The organism is Salinibacterium sp. NG22 (assembly GCF_015864925.1).
GTDB lineage: Bacteria > Actinomycetota > Actinomycetes > Actinomycetales > Microbacteriaceae > Rhodoglobus.
This window is the reverse complement of the sequence record NZ_JADYWG010000004.1, coordinates 16,262-32,521: the sequence shown is the minus strand read 5'-3', so window position 1 is coordinate 32,521 and position 16,260 is coordinate 16,262. Positions and strand designations below refer to the sequence as shown.

Annotated in this window: 13 protein-coding genes; 8 read left to right on the top strand and 5 right to left on the bottom strand. The window is 59.9% G+C overall.

Translation table 11 applies throughout. The features are described 5' to 3' along the window. Window position 1 precedes the first annotated feature (1 nt). From I6E81_RS13750 to I6E81_RS13740, 3 genes are read left to right on the top strand one after another with little or no spacing between them, the layout of a single operon-like run. Window positions 2-262 (top strand): F0F1 ATP synthase subunit epsilon, encoded by a 261-nt coding sequence (locus tag I6E81_RS13750; RefSeq protein ID WP_197108941.1) that lies wholly within the window; start codon window positions 2-4, stop codon window positions 260-262. A 9-nt stretch (window positions 263-271) separates the two neighbouring features. Beyond that, window positions 272-793, top strand: coding sequence for an ATP-binding protein (locus tag I6E81_RS13745; protein ID WP_197108940.1), 522 nt, complete (start codon window positions 272-274; stop codon window positions 791-793). Continuing rightward, window positions 790-1,539: a YaaA family protein gene (locus tag I6E81_RS13740; protein ID WP_197108939.1), complete on the top strand. Its 750-nt coding sequence runs from the start codon at window positions 790-792 to the stop codon at window positions 1,537-1,539. The genes I6E81_RS13745 and I6E81_RS13740 overlap by 4 nt, the downstream gene beginning before the upstream one ends. A gap of 17 nt (window positions 1,540-1,556) precedes the next feature. Here the strand turns inward: I6E81_RS13740 and I6E81_RS13735 are convergent, their stop codons facing one another. From I6E81_RS13735 to I6E81_RS13715, 5 genes are all read right to left on the bottom strand, one after another. Then, window positions 1,557-2,147 carry a DNA-3-methyladenine glycosylase I gene (locus tag I6E81_RS13735; protein ID WP_307784177.1) on the bottom strand — a complete coding sequence of 197 codons (591 nt, stop codon included), beginning with the start codon at window positions 2,145-2,147 and terminating at the stop codon, window positions 1,557-1,559. Next, a complete protein-coding gene (locus tag I6E81_RS13730) occupies window positions 2,144-2,656 on the bottom strand; it encodes a methylated-DNA--[protein]-cysteine S-methyltransferase (RefSeq protein WP_197108938.1) in 513 nt (170 codons plus the stop codon). The genes I6E81_RS13735 and I6E81_RS13730 overlap by 4 nt, the downstream gene beginning before the upstream one ends. Before the next feature lie 92 nt (window positions 2,657-2,748). Then, window positions 2,749-3,801 (bottom strand): hypothetical protein, encoded by a 1,053-nt coding sequence (locus I6E81_RS13725; protein ID WP_231600165.1) that lies wholly within the window; start codon window positions 3,799-3,801, stop codon window positions 2,749-2,751. A 54-nt stretch (window positions 3,802-3,855) separates the two neighbouring features. Continuing rightward, window positions 3,856-5,238 carry an aspartate aminotransferase family protein gene (locus I6E81_RS13720; RefSeq protein WP_197109012.1) on the bottom strand — a complete coding sequence of 461 codons (1,383 nt, stop codon included), beginning with the start codon at window positions 5,236-5,238 and terminating at the stop codon, window positions 3,856-3,858. A 33-nt stretch (window positions 5,239-5,271) separates the two neighbouring features. Beyond that, window positions 5,272-5,754, bottom strand: a complete 483-nt coding sequence (locus I6E81_RS13715; RefSeq protein ID WP_197108937.1) for an Lrp/AsnC family transcriptional regulator — start codon at window positions 5,752-5,754, stop codon at window positions 5,272-5,274. A 122-nt stretch (window positions 5,755-5,876) separates the two neighbouring features. Here I6E81_RS13715 and I6E81_RS13710 point away from each other — a divergent pair, with 122 nt between their 5' ends. The 5 genes from I6E81_RS13710 (at window position 5,877) to I6E81_RS13690 (ending at window position 16,258) form a co-directional block, all read left to right on the top strand. After that, window positions 5,877-7,313 carry an aminobutyraldehyde dehydrogenase gene (locus I6E81_RS13710; RefSeq protein ID WP_197108936.1) on the top strand — a complete coding sequence of 479 codons (1,437 nt, stop codon included), beginning with the start codon at window positions 5,877-5,879 and terminating at the stop codon, window positions 7,311-7,313. A gap of 43 nt (window positions 7,314-7,356) precedes the next feature. Then, complete coding sequence (locus I6E81_RS14425; RefSeq protein WP_197108935.1) at window positions 7,357-7,974, top strand: FHA domain-containing protein; 618 nt, start codon at window positions 7,357-7,359, stop codon at window positions 7,972-7,974. Between the two features lie 19 nt (window positions 7,975-7,993). Beyond that, window positions 7,994-8,788 (top strand): PP2C family serine/threonine-protein phosphatase, encoded by a 795-nt coding sequence (locus tag I6E81_RS13700; RefSeq protein ID WP_197108934.1) that lies wholly within the window; start codon window positions 7,994-7,996, stop codon window positions 8,786-8,788. Between the two features lie 120 nt (window positions 8,789-8,908). Then, a complete protein-coding gene (locus I6E81_RS13695; RefSeq protein ID WP_197108933.1) occupies window positions 8,909-10,336 on the top strand; it encodes a serine/threonine-protein kinase in 1,428 nt (475 codons plus the stop codon). A 12-nt stretch (window positions 10,337-10,348) separates the two neighbouring features. Continuing rightward, complete coding sequence (locus I6E81_RS13690) at window positions 10,349-16,258, top strand: Ig-like domain-containing protein (protein ID WP_197108932.1); 5,910 nt, start codon at window positions 10,349-10,351, stop codon at window positions 16,256-16,258. The last annotated feature ends 2 nt before the right edge of the window (window positions 16,259-16,260 follow it).

Sequence of the window (16,260 nt, the reverse complement as noted above, 5' to 3'; positions counted from 1 at the left end):
AATGGCAGTTCTGACAGTGAGCGTCGTCTCCGCCGACCAGGAAATCTGGTCGGGGGAGGCGAGCCAGCTCATCGCTCGCACCACTGAAGGTGAGATCGGTATTCTTCCCGGCCACGAACCGCTACTCGCGATTCTGGCTCAGGGAGAGGTTCGTGTGACCACCACAGACGGCAAGAACGTGACCGCTACCGCGGATAACGGCTTCCTCTCGGTTGAGCACAACACCGTAACAGTGGTGGCAAGCACCGCTGAACTCGTCTAGTTTTCTAACATGCTTATAGCGATGGCCGGGTTGCCGGGTGCAGGAAAAACCACGATCGCAGAGGTCGTGGGCGCCCGGCGCAAGACCACCGTGCTCTCCGTCGACCAGATCGAGACAGCAATTCTGAAGGCCGGCATCAGTGCCGGACAACCCATCGGACTTGCTGCCTATCTGGTGGCTGAGGCGCTAGCAGAATCAGTCTTGCTGAACGACGACGACATCATCATCGATGCTGTCAACGCGGTGGATCCGGCCCGTGAACAATGGGTCAGTCTCGCGGAGCGCACTGGCTCCGGCATCCGCTTCATTGAAGTGGTGTGCTCAGACGAAGCCGTGCATGAACAACGACTCGTGGAACGCGCTGCGAAGCGTGCGCTTGCAGGCGCGCCCGACCGTGACGCTGTAGAGCAGAGTGTTGAAGAGTATTCCCCGTGGGGCGGAGTGAGCGGCGCTGTCGCGCGCATCACTCTCGACTCGGCGGGTCCCATCGGCGTGAACGTCGAACGGGCATCCGCATTTCTTGACGCGTGATCATTCTTCTTCCACCCTCGGAGACAAAACGTGACGGGGGAGACGGCAACGCTGCCCTCGACTATGGGCAGCTTTCGTTCCCAGAACTGACTGAGGAACGACAAGCTGTCTCGAAAGCGCTCATCGAGCTTTCCGGCGATCCCGACGCAGCACAGAGCGCTCTCGGCATCAGCACGAAACAACTTTTTGAAGTTGAACGCAACCGCACCCTCGCTGTCGCTCCGGTAATGCCGGCGCTCAAGCGCTACACGGGAGTGCTCTTTGACGGACTCGACGCCGCCTCGTTGACGCCGGAAGAGTGGGCCTTCGCCGAGAAGTGTGTAGTCGTGCACTCAGCGCTATTCGGCCCCATCGGTGCGGGAGATCCCATTCCCGCATACCGACTCTCCCATAACTCAAAGGTGCCCGGCGTTCCCTTGAAGCGTCACTGGAGAGCCTCCGTCACGGCGGCCTTGGCTGCGGTAGAGGGGCTCCAACTAGATTTTCGGTCGGAGGCGTACGCCCAACTTGGAGCGACCTCTCCCCGTAGCGTCTACCTCCGGGTGGTGACTGAAGGCGCGGACGGCAAACGGGTTGCGCTCAGCCATTTCAACAAAAAGTCAAAGGGTCTCTTTGCGCGCGCTCTCATCAGAGCGGGGATCGACCATGAATCGATCGATTCGCTACTGACCTGGGCAAACGGCGCAGGCTTCCGTCTTGAACCTGGTGCCCCTGGCGAACTGGACCTCGTCGTAGAGAACGAGTAGCTCACGCCGCGTTACGATTACGCCACGCGCCAGCAGCCCTCGAGGTGGTCGTCAACCATGCCGGCGGATTGCATGAGGGCGTACATCGTCGTCGGTCCGACAAAGCGAAAGCCGTGTGCCTTGAGCGCTTTGCTCATCGCGGTGGACTCCGGGGTGATGGCCGGTACTTCGTCAAAAGTGCGCAGCCGTTCAGGGCGAGCGGGAGGAGCGAAGCTCCACAGAAGAGTGTCGAGCGCACCCGGGGCGTTCTCCGTTAGCGCCAGAGTTGCCTTCGCGTTGGTGATGGCAGCGGAGACTTTCAGCCGATTACGAATGATACGCGGATCGTCGAGGAGGCGGGCCACGTCGTCGTCGCCGTAGTGCGCGATCGTTGCCGCATCGAACTGATCGAACGCCTCGCGGATGCCCTCGCGCCGGCGCAGGATCGTGATCCACGACAACCCGGCTTGGAATGCTTCGAGCATGATCTTCTCGAACAGACGGTGGTCGCCGCGGAGTGGGTTGCCCCATTCCTCGTCGTGGTAATTGCGATAAAGCTCGTCGTCGCCAACCCAGCTGCACCGAGAGCGCCCGTCGGGGCCAACAATCAGTGCTTCACGTTCGCTCACTTGTGAGCGATCCCCTCATGCTTGAGCAGCCACTGCTTGGTGGGAACGCCTTCGCCACCGCTATAGCCGGTGATGCGCTGGTTGGAAGCGAGTACCCGGTGGCAGGGGACGATGATTGGGATGGGATTGGCGCCGACAGCGCCGCCAACGGCCCTGCCCGCACTTGGTCGCCCGGTGGCGCGGCCGATGTCGGCATACGACACAGCGGCACCGAAAGGGAGCTGACCGAGTTGGAGCCACACCGATCGTTGAAACTCAGTGCCCGTGGTGGAAAGTGGGAGATCAAAGGAGCGACGCTTGCCTTCGAAATATTCGCTGAGCTGCTGAGCGGCGTGCGTGAGTACGTCGCACGAGGCCTCAGCCTGGTGATCGTGGGGGAGCGCGCCAGCGTTCTCGATGGCGAGACCCGTGACGTGTTCGCCGTCGCTCGTGAGCTCAATGCGGCCGATGGGTGACGGCACTCTGAGCAGGTACGCGACCTCGGTGGAGGGGGATGTGATCGTGTGCATGTGTCGAGCGTACGCTGCGCAGTTCGCGACCTGCTGGCTATTTTCGGACATTGCAATTCCGAGAGGATTCGCTGCGCTGGTGAGGAGAGGTGCTAGATGCCGTCTTCGTTGCGAGGTTCAATGTTGATGCTCTGGTTGAGCTCGCTGATTGTGGTGTTGAGTGCCTCGAGCTGCTTCACGAGGTCGTCGTAGGTGTCGACATCCGCTTCGATGGAGTCGTAGAGAGTGTTGAGGTAATCCTGACGACTAATGAGGTCGTTGCGTTCACTGTTGAACTGATCGAGGGTGTTGAAATCGCCCTCATCGGCGCGTGAATTGAAACTGTCGATGTCGTTGTTGAGCTCGTCATAGCCGGAGTTGTAGGTCGCGTAGTCGTCGTCGATACTCGCGCGAAGCGCATCGAGTTGGTCGACGAGTTTTGCACTGGCCTCGAGCTGCTCGGTAAACACCGCGTTCGACTTCTCGTGGAGCGCCACCACCGTGGCGCGGTCAGTGAAGTACTCCGCGTAGTGAGCCTCAAGCTCAGGGCCGACATCAGCGAATTCGGTGCCGATGATTGAGTGCAGCTCGTTCGACCGTTCCCCCGGCTCAGTCTTCGCATAGAACTCAAGGGTGGTCGCGAATTCGGGATCGTCTTTCATGCTCTCGGCTGCTGCTTCGAGCAGAGTCGTCAAGCGATCCTGCTCGGCAGTTGAGAGGCGGTCCCACGCGGCGTGCAACATCTCGTGGGCAGCGACGACTTCTTCGATGCCGTCGAGACGCTCATCCGTGACGTCGTAAAGGAAGATTGACTTGCTGCTCGGAAAGTAGCATCCGAGCACGCCAAAGTTCTCCTCGACGTTGGAGCACGTGGTGTTGAAAATCGGGTTCGTCTGAATCTCGGGGTGACTGGCATAGAAAAGGAACTGGCCCTCGTCAGACATCGCCGCCGTGGTCACATAGGCCTGAACAGTCGCTGACGGTTCAAAATCCCACACCGCAAACTGATCCGAAATGCGCTGCTGATTAGTGAGCGCCCAGACGCCAGTCGCGATAACCGCAAGATTGAGCGCGACAGCGAGCACGATCGCGATAACGCGCGCAACAGTAATGCGCGTATCGCTCTCGTGGGGACGCTGCGTTAGCGATTTATCCTCAATGCTCACGAAAAGAACTCTATCTGAGCCGTGGGGTCAGAGGGAGGGCGAACGTGGTGAGTTCTAGAGACGGCTCCATGCTTCGGTCAAGACCGAGCGCAGCATCGATTCTATCTCGTCAAATTCAGCAGGACCGATCGTGAGGGGCGGTGCCAGCTGAATCACAGGATCTCCACGGTCATCCGCGCGGCAGTACAGCCCGGCGTCGAAGAGTGCCTTCGACAGGAAGCCGCGCAACAGGCGCTCTGACTCGTCGTCGTTGAAGGTTTCCTTCGTCGCTTTGTCTTTCACGAGTTCGATGCCAAAGAAGTAGCCGTCGCCGCGCACATCGCCGACGATGGGCAGATCGAGCAGGCGCTCAAGCGCAGCGCGGAACTTCGGTGAGTTCTCGCGAACGTGCTCGTTGATCTTCTCTTCCTCGAAAATGTCGAGGTTTGCCAGCGCAACCGCGGCAGACACCGGATGTCCACCGAAGGTGTACCCGTGGTAGAACGTCGTCGCGCCGTGCTTGAAGGGCTCGTAGACGCGGTCAGACACGATCGTGGCACCGATGGGCGAGTATCCACTCGTCATGCCCTTGGCGCACGTGATCATGTCGGGAATGTAGTCGTAGGCGTCGCACGCGAACATGTGGCCAAGGCGACCGAAGGCACAAATGACTTCGTCGCTGACCAGCAGTACGTCGTATTCGTCACAGATCTCGCGAACACGTTGGAAGTAGCCGGGGGGAGGCGGGAAGCATCCACCCGAATTCTGCACGGGCTCAAGGAAGACGGCTGCGACAGTCTCGGGGCCTTCGAAGAGGATCATTTCTTCGATGCGGTTAGCCGCCCACAGGCCGAATTCTTCTTCGGTGCCGTGGAAGCCCATTTCTTCTGCGCGGTAATAGTTAGTGTTCGGCACGCGGAATCCACCAGGAACGAGAGGCTCAAACATCTCCTTCATGCCGGGGATGCCGGTGATGGCCAGTGCGCCCTGCGGGGTGCCGTGGTAGGCAACCGCGCGGGAAATCACCTTGTGCTTGGTGTGACGGCCCTGCAGCTTCCAGTACTGCTTGGCTAGCTTGAATGCAGTCTCAACGGCTTCGCCGCCGCCGGTGGAGAAGAACACACGGTTGAGGTCACCGGGCGCGTAGCCAGCCAGGCGATCAGCCAGCTCGATGGCGCTGGGGTGCGCGTAGGACCAAAGCGGGAAGAACGCGAGCTCTTCGGCCTGCTTGGCAGCAACCTCAGCGAGGCGCTTGCGGCCGTGGCCAGCATTGACCACGAAAAGTCCGCTCAAGCCGTCGAAGTACTTGTTGCCTTTGCTGTCATAAATGTGGTGGCCTTCGCCGCGCACAATGATGGGAACCCCGGCACCGTCTTCCATCACCGATTGGCGAGAGAAGTGCATCCACAGGTGGTCTTTGGCTTTTTGTTGAAGATCGGCTTCGTCGTACTCTGACATGGCTGACACTTTCTTGAGGGTTGTGAGGAACGCTTAGCGCGTTCCCCAGTTGTAGAACTGCTTGTGGAGGCGCAGGTAGACGAAGGTTTCCGTCGAACGCACGCCGTCGATCCCGCGAATGTCGCGGTTGAGAAGGTCGATCAAGTCGTCGTCGTTTTCACAGACCACTTCGGCGAGGATGTCGAAGCTGCCGGCAGTAAGAACGACGTAGTCGACAGCGGGCAGTTTTCCAATCGTTTCGGCAACGACTGTGGTGTCTCCCGAGACTTGGATGCCGATCATGGCTTGGCGAAAAAAGCCAAGCTGCATGGGGTCGGTAACCGCGACGACCTGCATGACACCGGAGTCGGTCAGTTTCTGCACGCGCTGACGAACCGCGGCTTCACTGAGGCCAACTGCCTTACCGATCTCGGCGTAGGAGCGTCGGCCATCATTCTGAAGTTGCTCAATGATGGCTTTCGAAACATCGTCGAGATGCACAGGCTTGTTTGCGGAACTACGCGACGGGGTGGTCATGCCTCGATTTTGTCAGTTGAAACCCGCTTCTGCAAGCGATTCCGAATCAAAATAGTGATTTTGCTGCGGAAACCGTCAGTCTGAGGGTAGATTCCGGATGACACCCTCGCTATCGTTGACGCATGAGCGCTTCAGAAATCAAGAACTTCATCAACGGCGAGTACGTAGCCGCGCGCACCGAGTCCAGTTTCGACGTGATCGACCCCGCGACCGAGCACAGCTACGCCGAGTCGCCTGTCTCGTCAGCCGCTGACGTGGATGCCGCCTACGCCGCAGCGTCGACCGCCTTCGAAACCTGGGGCGAGACGACTCCCTCGGAACGTCAGCTCGCCCTCTTCCGTATTGCCGACGCGATGGAAGCGCGCGCCGACGAGTTCGCTGACCTCGAATCGAAAGACACCGGAAAGCCCCGCGCCAGCCTCGTCGCTGACGAGATCATGCTCTCGGTTGACCAGATCCGATTCTTCGCGGGAGAAGCCAGACACCTCTCCGGAATGGCTTCCGCTGAATATATGAAGGACCACACGTCATCGATTCGCCGTGAGCCCATCGGCGTTATCGGTCAAGTGGCGCCGTGGAACTATCCGCTCAACATGGCCGTCTGGAAAGTCGCCCCCGCCATCGCGGCCGGCAACACGACGGTGCTGAAGCCCAGCGACACGACGCCGTCGGCCACCCTGCTGTTCGCAGAGGTCGCATCCGAGTTTCTGCCAGCGGGCGTCTTCAACGTTCTCACCGGAGACCGCACCACCGGCGGTCTCATGATCGACCACAAGACGCCGCAAATGGTGTCGATTACGGGCTCAGTGCGGGCCGGAATGGAAGTTGCTAAGGCGGCATCCGTTGATCTCAAGCGTGTGCACTTGGAGCTGGGCGGCAAGGCTCCGGTCATTGTCTTTGACGATGCCGACATCGAGTCTGCTGTTGCAGGCATCGGAGCCGCCGGCTACTTCAACGCGGGACAGGACTGCACTGCAGCGACGCGGGTGATCGTGCACGAGCGGGTTCATGACGAATTCGTGGCAGCCCTCGTGGCCTGGACGCGCGATAACGCGACAACGGGTGCACCCGACGAAGACGTTTACTTCGGGGCCGTGAACAACGCAAACCAGCTCGCACAAGTATCGCGCGTGATTGAAGAGCTGCCGTCGCACGCTCACGTTGAACTCGGGGGAGCGCGCCAAGGAAGCCAGGGCTACTTTTACGAGGCCACGATTGTCTCCGGGTTGCAGCAACACGATTCTGCCGTGCAGAACGAGATCTTTGGCCCGGTCATCACCGTTCAAAAATTCACGGATGAGAACCAAGCCCTCGAGTGGGCCAACGACGTCAACTACGGTTTGGCTTCGAGCGTCTGGACTCGCGATCACGGTCGTGCGATGCGATTCGCAAAGCACCTCGACTTCGGTTGCGTGTGGATCAACACCCACATTCCGATCGTCGCCGAGATGCCTCACGGTGGTTTCAAGCACTCCGGATACGGCAAAGATCTGTCGAGCTATGGCTTCGAGGACTACACGCGCATCAAACACGTGATGAGTTTTATCGGACAAGCGTGACCGGCTCCCACGAGAAATCGTCAAGCGTGTCTAAGATTGCGGCGTGAGGCATGACTTTGACGACACGATAACGGCGGGCCAGCGGCCCACGGTGTGGTCGAACGTTCCCGACCTCGAGGACACGATCATCCTCAGTTCTCGGCGTCGACCCCCCACCGTACAGCCGTATGAACGCCCGGCGGAAGCGCAGGCGAAGCAGGCGTCAGCGACGACCGCTCAAGAGGCGGCACGATTGCGAGCGCGCGCTGCAGCGCAAGTGAAGCCTCCTCAGCAGTCGTCGGCACCGCCAGCATCCGCCTCGTCTGCGTTGTACTACCGAGTGCAACTCGACGGAACGGGGCAAGCTCACTCGCTTGAACATGCGTGCGTATTCGGTCGTGATCCGCGACCGCCGCGCATCGTTAAAGGTGTTGGACCACGTTTGGTTGCGGTGCAATCGCCGCTGCGGGAAGTCTCTGAGACGCACGTCGAAGTGCGACAATTGGGAGCTTCGGTGATCGTGACTGATCTTCGATCGACGAACGGGTCCATCGTTCAAGTGCCAGGCAATGCTGCACGAAAACTCCGTCAGGGTGAGTCGGTGGTCGTTTCGACCGGCACGCTAGTGGATATTGGTGACGGAAACATCATTCGGATTCTGCCTCGGCGGCGTCTGGAGTAAAACGGGCAGGAAGGTAGCCGTGACCGAAATCGGCGGCAACAACCCGAAGCACACCATCGCTCTACCAGGGCGAGAACAGCAAACGTTTACGTTTGCGTGGGCTGCGGGAACTCATACGGGCCATCGGCGCGCCGCAAACGAGGACAGCTACGTCGCGCGTTCTCCGATGTTTGCTGTCGCAGATGGCATGGGCGGCCACTCTGCCGGCGATTTGGCGAGCGCTGCCGTTGTCGAGCGACTGGATGACGCGATCACGGGCGACTTCTTGCCAGCCCGGGCCGTTGAACGAGCTCTCGAACGAGCAACGGACTACATCGGGCTTATCGCTCAAGATAGCGAGTTGGGGGTCGGTACGACGGTAACGGGTGTCGTCGTCACGGAGCACCACGAATCGGCAAGCTTCGCTGTCTTCAATGTCGGTGACAGCCGCGTTTACGACTACGAGAACGATCGACTGGTACAGGTCACGCGAGACCACTCGGTTGTTCAAGATCTTGTGGATGCCGGGGTGATTTCGCGCGAAGAAGCGGAGGATCATCCTGATGCCAACATCATCACTCGCGCGGTGGGCTTCAACGCGACCCCATCGCCCGACTTCTGGATGCTTCCGATTCAGCGCGGTCAACGGCTCTTGATTTGCTCGGATGGCCTTACCCGCGAGGTCTCCGACGTCGAGATTTCGCGGATTTTCGCGAAGCATAATTCGGCGGAGGAAACAGTGTCAGAACTCATTGATTCCGCACTCGACAGCGGCGGTCGCGACAACATCACGGCCATTGTCGTTGACGTGTTAGAAGTGCCTACAGCGGCATAGTCGTCTAGTCCTCCATACTGGGGACAGACAATCTGCCCCCAGACAAGGGGCAGAATCCGATTTGTGAGTGCTTTCCTCACTTAGAATGATCGAACTCGACGACATGTAAGGGGTGTTTCTGTGGCTCGAAGACTGCCCTCAGATCCGCCTGCCCTGCCCGGGTTCTCACATGTGCACGTTTTGGGCTCTGGTGGATTCGCCGATGTGTTCTTGTATGAGCAGAATATGCCGCGTCGCCAAGTCGCCGTCAAGGTTATGCTCAGCGAGGTCGTCAACGACCAGGTTCGCCTCATGTTTCAGGCTGAAGCGAACCTTATGGCGCAGCTCAGTTCGCATCCTTCAATCCTCACCGTGTACCAGGCGAGCGTCTCGTCTGACGGTCGCCCCTACTTAGTGATGGAACTGTGTTCCTCCACGCTCAGCCAGCGCTACCGCCTTGAGCGACTTCCCGTGCCCGAGGTGCTGCGGATCGCTATCAAGATCGGCAGCGCGATCGAGACTGCCCACCGCGCTGGTGTCTTGCACCGCGACATCAAGCCTTCCAATATTCTGACGACCGCATACGGGCATCCTGTGCTCTCAGACTTCGGTATCGCGGCAACGCTGAGTGAGTCCGAGAATCTTGAAGCCGTGGGAATGTCGATCCCGTGGTCTGCTCCAGAAGTGTTGATGGATGAGACGGCCGGCACTATTGAATCCGAGCTGTGGTCCTATGCCGCGACGGTGTACTCGCTCCTAGCGGGGCGTTCACCCTTCGAGGTGCCGGGGGAGTCGAACAAGTCGACAGACCTTATTTCTCGAATCAACCGCGCAAAGCCCCGTACGACCGGTCGCAGCGATGTGCCTGAGAGTCTTGAACGTGCGCTCAACCGGGCGATGTCACGCAAACCTGAAGCGCGCCAGGGCAGCGTGCTAGAACTCGTGCACGAGCTGCAGGCCGTGGAATCTGAGCTCGGCCTCTCCCAGACCGCCATAGAAGTTGCCATGGATGACTGGGCGCTCGCAACCGTGGCTGAGCTTGAAGACCGTACTCGGGTTCGCCCGGGTCAAGCTGCGCCGATGACGTCGTCACAGCGTCGCAAACGCCGGCGCCCTGCCGCGGTCGACGACAGCTTTGGTTCATTCGAGAGTGAAGCGGCAGAGGGCAAGATGTCTCGCCGCAAGACAGGAATGAGTCCGATTCCGCGTACTCGCGGCATGCAAACTATTGCGTGGATTGGTGTTGCGGTTGCCGCGCTCGTGGTTGTGCTCGGCGCCACTGTCACGCTCGTGCAATTGCAGACTGGTTCCACCGACATCCCGACTGTAAGCGACATTAGCGCTACGGTCTCGACCGATGTCGTTGAGTTCTCGTGGTTCGATCCTGGACTCGAACCAGGTGACTCATACCAAATCACAACAACAGACAACCAACCACCGCTGCAACAGCGAGAACCCAGCTTTGTGGTTGACGCTGAGTCTGGCGAAAACGTCTGCATCTCTGTGACAGTGACCCGCGACGGCAAATCGGGCGCAGCGAGCGCGCAGAAATGCGCGGTGTTGCCGTGATGATGGGTGGCTGTGATTAAGCGCTGGGGTAAAGCGCGTCGCTCAACAGTGATCGGCGTGGTGAGTGTCTCTGCGATCGTGGCGTTGGTAGCCACGGTCGCAATTGTGTCGACCGGTTACACCGCACAGCAGGTCGACTTGGCAGACGGTGCTGTCTGGGTGGCGAACAATCAAGAGCAAGCGATCGGGCGCGCGAGCACGGAAGTTCTTGAGATCAACTCTGTCGTGAATGCGCGGAGTGCTGACCTCGAAGTTATTCAGCACGGCGAGAGCGTTTTGCTATTCGACCGATCGGAAAGTGCGATCGATGTTGTCGATCCCGCCGTGTCAGAGATCGAGGAGAGCGTCGCTCTTCCGCCCAATCAGCCCGAGGTCTATTTCGCGGGAGACAACGTTGTTGTTCTCGAACATGGCACGGGCGACCTCTGGATTAGGTCCTACGAGGACTTCCTCAATTTCGATGCGGAATCACCGGCATCCTTGAGCCTGGGCGCTGATGCGATCGTCAGCGTTGACGACGACGGCTTACTCTTCGCGTTCTCTCCGTCGACAAGCCAACTCTTCCGGGTAAACGCGGCGATTTCTGACACCGCTGAATCAAGCGTGAGTCTAGAACTCGATCCCAATGCGGAACTCAGCATTACGTCGGTTGCTGGCCAATGGGCCGTTCTCGATTCGGATGCCGAACTGCTGTACATGGACGGTCGCACTGTCGACCTCACCGGCCTCGTGGACGGCGGCAACGGCACGGTTGTGCAGATTCCCTCGATAAACGGTGAGCGCGTGCTTATCGGATACAGCCAGGGAGTCATTAGCGTTCCGCTCAGCGGCGCCGCAGCAGTGGGGCTCGCTACGGGACAATCCGGGGTGGCGGCACCTCCGCTCCGCTTGGGCGATTGCGAGTTCGCAGCTTGGACAAGTGGCGAGAACTGGCGCCGTTGCCCCAGCGATGCCGGTGAGGGTGTCATGCTGCAACTGAGCGGAATGGAAGCTAACGCTCAGCTCTCCTATTCGGTCAATGGTTCGCGCGCCGTGCTCAACGACCGTCTCTCCGGCCGGACGTGGGCGGTACAAAGCTCCGGTGAGTTGATCGACAACTGGAACCAACTCATCACGGCTGAGGATGAAGAGCCTGAAGTTGAACAGAACCTTCTCGACGTCGAACCAGAGGTTGACACTGTTCAGCAACCCCCGGTCGCGGTAGACGACAGCTTTGGGGCCCGCCCCGGGCGTGCCACGGTCTTGCCCGTTTTGCTCAACGACTACGACGCCAATGGCGATGTGCTGGTGGTGGAGAGTCTTCCGACGATCAACCCCAGCATCGGACGAATCGACCGCATCAACGAGCGCCAGCAGATTCAGATCACGCTCGAACCCGGTGCGAGTGGTCAAGTCAGTTTCGACTACACCGTCAGCGATGGTCGTGGGGGTACCGCCAGCGCGACCGCAACGATTGATATCCGAGCCGACTCCGAGAACTCACCGCCAGAACAGGTGCGAGCGACGAAATTTACGGTCCAGTCTGGCGGCCGGGTCTCCAACCAAATCTTGGGCGACTGGGTCGACCCCGATGGCGACCCTTTTTACTTGACGAGTGCCTCCGTTTCGGCACCTGATGCTGTCAGTTACAAGCCGGGGGGAGACCTCGTCTTCTCGGACTCTGGTGCCGGTGGAGAGCTCAAGGTCGTCACCCTCGTCGTATCGGATGGCACGAGCGAAAGCTCGGGCGGTGTATCCGTTTCGGTCAAACCAGCGGGCGAAGTGCCCATCGAGGCAGACCCGTTCGTTGTGCTCGCCTATGCGGGCAAGGAAGTCACCGTCTCGCCGCTGAGCCACGTGCGCGGAGGCAACGGCAATATCCGCCTCAATAGCGTTCCCGCGAAGACGGGCGCTCAAGTCTTGCCGAGCTACGAGACCGGCACCTTCCGATTCCAGAGCGACGAAATTCGAAGCCACAACCTCGAATATGTCGTCACCGATGGCAACCTCACGTTCACCGCGATTGTGCGAATCGATGTGGTTGCTCCGCCAGACGCCAACACCTCGCCCATTACCGTTCCGAAAACTGTTTTCGTGCAAACCCTTCAGAACGAGAGAATCGACGTCGCTGGTACCGACGTAGACCCCGCCGGTGGAGTGCTGCTCGTCACCGAGATCATGAACCTTCCCGTGAGCTCGGGCGTTCGTGCGGAAATCTTGGAACAACGACTCGTTCGTGTGAGCTTGGAGGCCCCGCTCGATGACGGGCCGGTCAGCTTCAACTACCGCATCAGCAATGGGTTAGCGGATGCCGTTGGTGTCATCACGGTTGTCGAAATTGCGGCACCGTCCCGGCTTCAAGCGCCGATCGCGAACGACGACTCCGTCACCGTTCGTGTGGGACAAGCCGTCGACATCCGCGTGCTCGACAATGACGAACACCCCGATGGGCTCGAACTGACTCTGGTGCCCAAGCTTGCGCAAGACCTCCCTGAAGACTCGGGACTGCTCTTTGCCTCCGGCGAAGTGCTGCGCTACCTTGCGCCTGATCGCACGGGAAACTTCACGGCCGCGTACCAAGTCGCTGGCCCCGATGGACAGTCGGCAACCGCAATCGTACGAATCGCGGTGCGCGAGCTCGACGCCTCAAGCAATAACCCTCCTGTGCCCCCAACGGTGACAGCCCGCGTGCTGGCAGGCGACACCGTGCGCGTGCAGATTCCGCTGACATCGGCAGACCCCGACGGCGACTCGGTGCAGTTGCTTGGCCAAGCGACAAACCCGAGCAAGGGTGCCGTCATCGATGTTGAGTCCAATACCTTCGTCTACCAGGCAGGTGAGTACTCGGCCGGCACCGACACCTTTAGCTACACCCTCATTGACTCGCTCGGTGCGCGCGCAAACGGCGAAATCAACATCGGGATTAGTCCGCGCCTTGATGGTGCCCGCAACCCGGTAGCGATCATCGATGAAGTGACGGTCAAGCCGGGCATCACTGTGTCGGTGCAGGTGCTCGCGAATGACTCCGACCCCGACGGCAGCCAGCTGTCGGTGGTGTCGGTAGAGCCCAACGATTCCACCACCGTCGCAGAGATCGATGGGGATGTGGTGAAGGTCACGCCGCCCGAAGAACCTGGCGACTACGGCATCATCTACGTCATCGAAAACGAGACGGGCGGCTCGAGCCAGAACTTCATCCGCGTTACGGTCGACCCCGAGGCCAAACCGGCGTATCCCATCGCCACCGATAGCGTCTTGACCCTCTCAGATGTGCTGGATCGCAACCGCGTCACCGTCGATGTTCTCTCGGGCGTGTTCTTCGCCGACGGCGACCCCGGAACCCTCACACTTGGGATCTACCCGGGCTACGGCAATGCAGCCCGCGTGACATCAGACAAGCAGATCGAAGTCTCTGTAGGCGATGTCGGGCAAATCATTCCCTTCCGTGTGACGAACCCAGCGGACCCCACCGTCTTCAGCTACGCGTTCATTAAGGTGCCGGGATATAACGACGCTTTGCCGCAAATTGATCGCCGAGCTCAGAAACTCAGCATCAATAGCGAGAGCACGCTCGTAATCGACCTCAACGACTACATCATCGCGGTCGGCGACAAGCCCGTGCGCCTCACCGACTCCAGCACAGTGCTGGCCACCCACAGCGATGGCGCTGACCTCGTGCGCGACGAGGACACTCTCGTCTTCACTTCGGCGGAAAAGTACTTTGGGCCGGCATCCATTTCGTTCGAAGTGACCGATGGCACTTCGGCGACAGATCCTGAGGGCCGTACAGCTATTTTGGTGCTGCCCATCGACGTGCTTCCCCGCGACAATCAAGCCCCCGTTTTCGGCGGCGCTGTCATCGACTTTGAACCGGGTCAGGAAAAGGAGATCGATCTCCTCAAGCTGACGAACTACCCGTACCCTGACGACCTCGACGAGCTCGCTTATTCGGTCCTGAGCCCGCTGCCGGAAGGCTTCAGCTACGCGCTCGAGGGCACGATGTTGACGCTTCGGGCGAATAACAGCGCGTTCAAGGGAACGCGCACCTCGATTTCGCTCGGTGTTCGCGATGATCTCTCCGAGGGCAAATCTGGTCGCATCGAGTTGAACGTGGTGCCGTCAACGCGCCCCCTCGCGAGCCCAGCCGCCGACCTCGCTATTGCGAAACGCGGCGAGACAACTGTCGTTGATGTGCTTGCCAATGATGCCTCCACCAACCCCTTCCCCGGAGCGCCACTGCGAGTGGTCGATATCCGTGGACTCGGTGGCGGATCTATTCCCGCGGGACTCTCGATCGTCCCGAGCAGTGACAACAGCACACTGACCGTCACAGTCTCTAGCGAAGCGGTTCCCGGTGACGTAAACCTGCAATATCGCGTCGCGGATGCCACCAATGACGTGACGCGGTATGTCTGGGGCACGGTTGTCGTGTCGGTCCAAGACAAACCAGACCCGGTTTCGAACCTCGGACCGAGCGGTTTTGGCGACAAGACGATCATGATGCGCTGGAACGCTGGGCCGGCCAACAACTCGGCAATCACTTCGTACCGGGTGACGACGAAAGCCGCTGGTGTACTCGTCAACACGGTCGAGTGTGCTGGAACGACGTGCGCGATTCCGACCACCGGAAACGGACCAACCAACTCCGTCAAGGTCACTGTCGTAGCGATCAACGCCATTGGAGAATCGGACCCCGTTACGCTTGCCGACTCTGTGTGGTCAGACATCATCCCCGTAGCGCCGACGACGCTCAGCGCATCACCCCTTGATCATGGACTTCGCCTGACGTGGAATGCGGTGCCGACACCGGCAGGCGGTTCCGCTGTTGACCGCTACCGTGTTGTCGTCGGTGGCTTCGAAACGACGCTCGGCCTTGCTCAGTGTGATGGCACTACCTGCACGTGGGAGACTCCGTCAACGTGGGTACTCGACAACGGCGTAGCCGTGACATACACCGTGAGCCCACGAAATGCTGCCTACACCGCGCTCTCCGTCTGGAACACGAGTGAACCGCGCAGTGCGATCCCAGCCGGTCCGCCCATCGCTCTCACTGCGCCGGTGGCTACCGTCGTCAACGACACCACCGCTGAATTGACCTGGCCCGCTGCGTTCAACGAAAACGGTCGCCCGGTAACCGCCTACACAGCAGCGGCCTATACCGGCGCCGAGCCAACCTGTTCGGCGAACGGCTCGATCACCGCCAGGGGCGCGAAGCTAGCATCGGTTAGCTCGGGCACATCAGCGACCTTCAGCGGACTCTCACCTAACCGCACCTACACGATGGTGGTATTCGCCTACAACGGCCAAGGCTGCACGGCGTCGCCGACGGTTGTCGCCCATACCCCGCCAGCCGTTGTGACGGCGCTCACGACCGCAGGCCCGGTGGCGAACGGAAACCGCTTTGACTTCACCGTGAACGGGGGAGCGATGGGCTCTGACACGCTCAACAGCGACTACACCCTGTACTACAGGCTCAGCGGTGGCAGCGTTCCAGGAACCATCTATGGGCCAGTAGCTCTCGGCTCCTTCCTCACCGCTGATGGCGGCCAGCAGTACGGTCAAAATATCTCCGTGGAAGTTCGTGCCTGCCGCAGCTACGGGTCAGGACCAATCTGTCAGCCCGAATGGTCAGCACCCTTTGCGCTCGGCATTCCCGTGAATCCTTCCGTAGCGGGGCTCACGTTCACTTCGGATAATGATGTGCTGAACGAAAGTGGCACCTTCGAATGGCTCGATTGGCCAAGCGGAACGTACGAGAGTGTGCGCTACCGTTGCGGCGGACTCACCTTAGGTCCGTGGCAGACGGCAGACACCACCGTGCCTGGCGGAAGTTGTCACGCCGATGTGACGCTCCTTGTGGCGAACCCCACGCTCGTTATTCGCGTGATCGCCAATGGCGGTCAGATCTACGACAGAACTTATAACGGATATGACTATGACTAGAG

Coding starts and splice junctions, on each gene's coding strand:
- I6E81_RS13750 (WP_197108941.1), top strand. CDS start 2: ATGGCAGTTCTGACAGTGAGCGTCGTCTCCGCCGACCAGGAAATCTGG.
- I6E81_RS13745 (WP_197108940.1), top strand. CDS start 272: ATGCTTATAGCGATGGCCGGGTTGCCGGGTGCAGGAAAAACCACGATC.
- I6E81_RS13730 (WP_197108938.1), bottom strand. CDS start 2,656: ATGCACACGATCACATCCCCCTCCACCGAGGTCGCGTACCTGCTCAGA.
- I6E81_RS13720 (WP_197109012.1), bottom strand. CDS start 5,238: ATGTCAGAGTACGACGAAGCCGATCTTCAACAAAAAGCCAAAGACCAC.
- I6E81_RS13715 (WP_197108937.1), bottom strand. CDS start 5,754: ATGACCACCCCGTCGCGTAGTTCCGCAAACAAGCCTGTGCATCTCGAC.
- I6E81_RS13710 (WP_197108936.1), top strand. CDS start 5,877: ATGAGCGCTTCAGAAATCAAGAACTTCATCAACGGCGAGTACGTAGCC.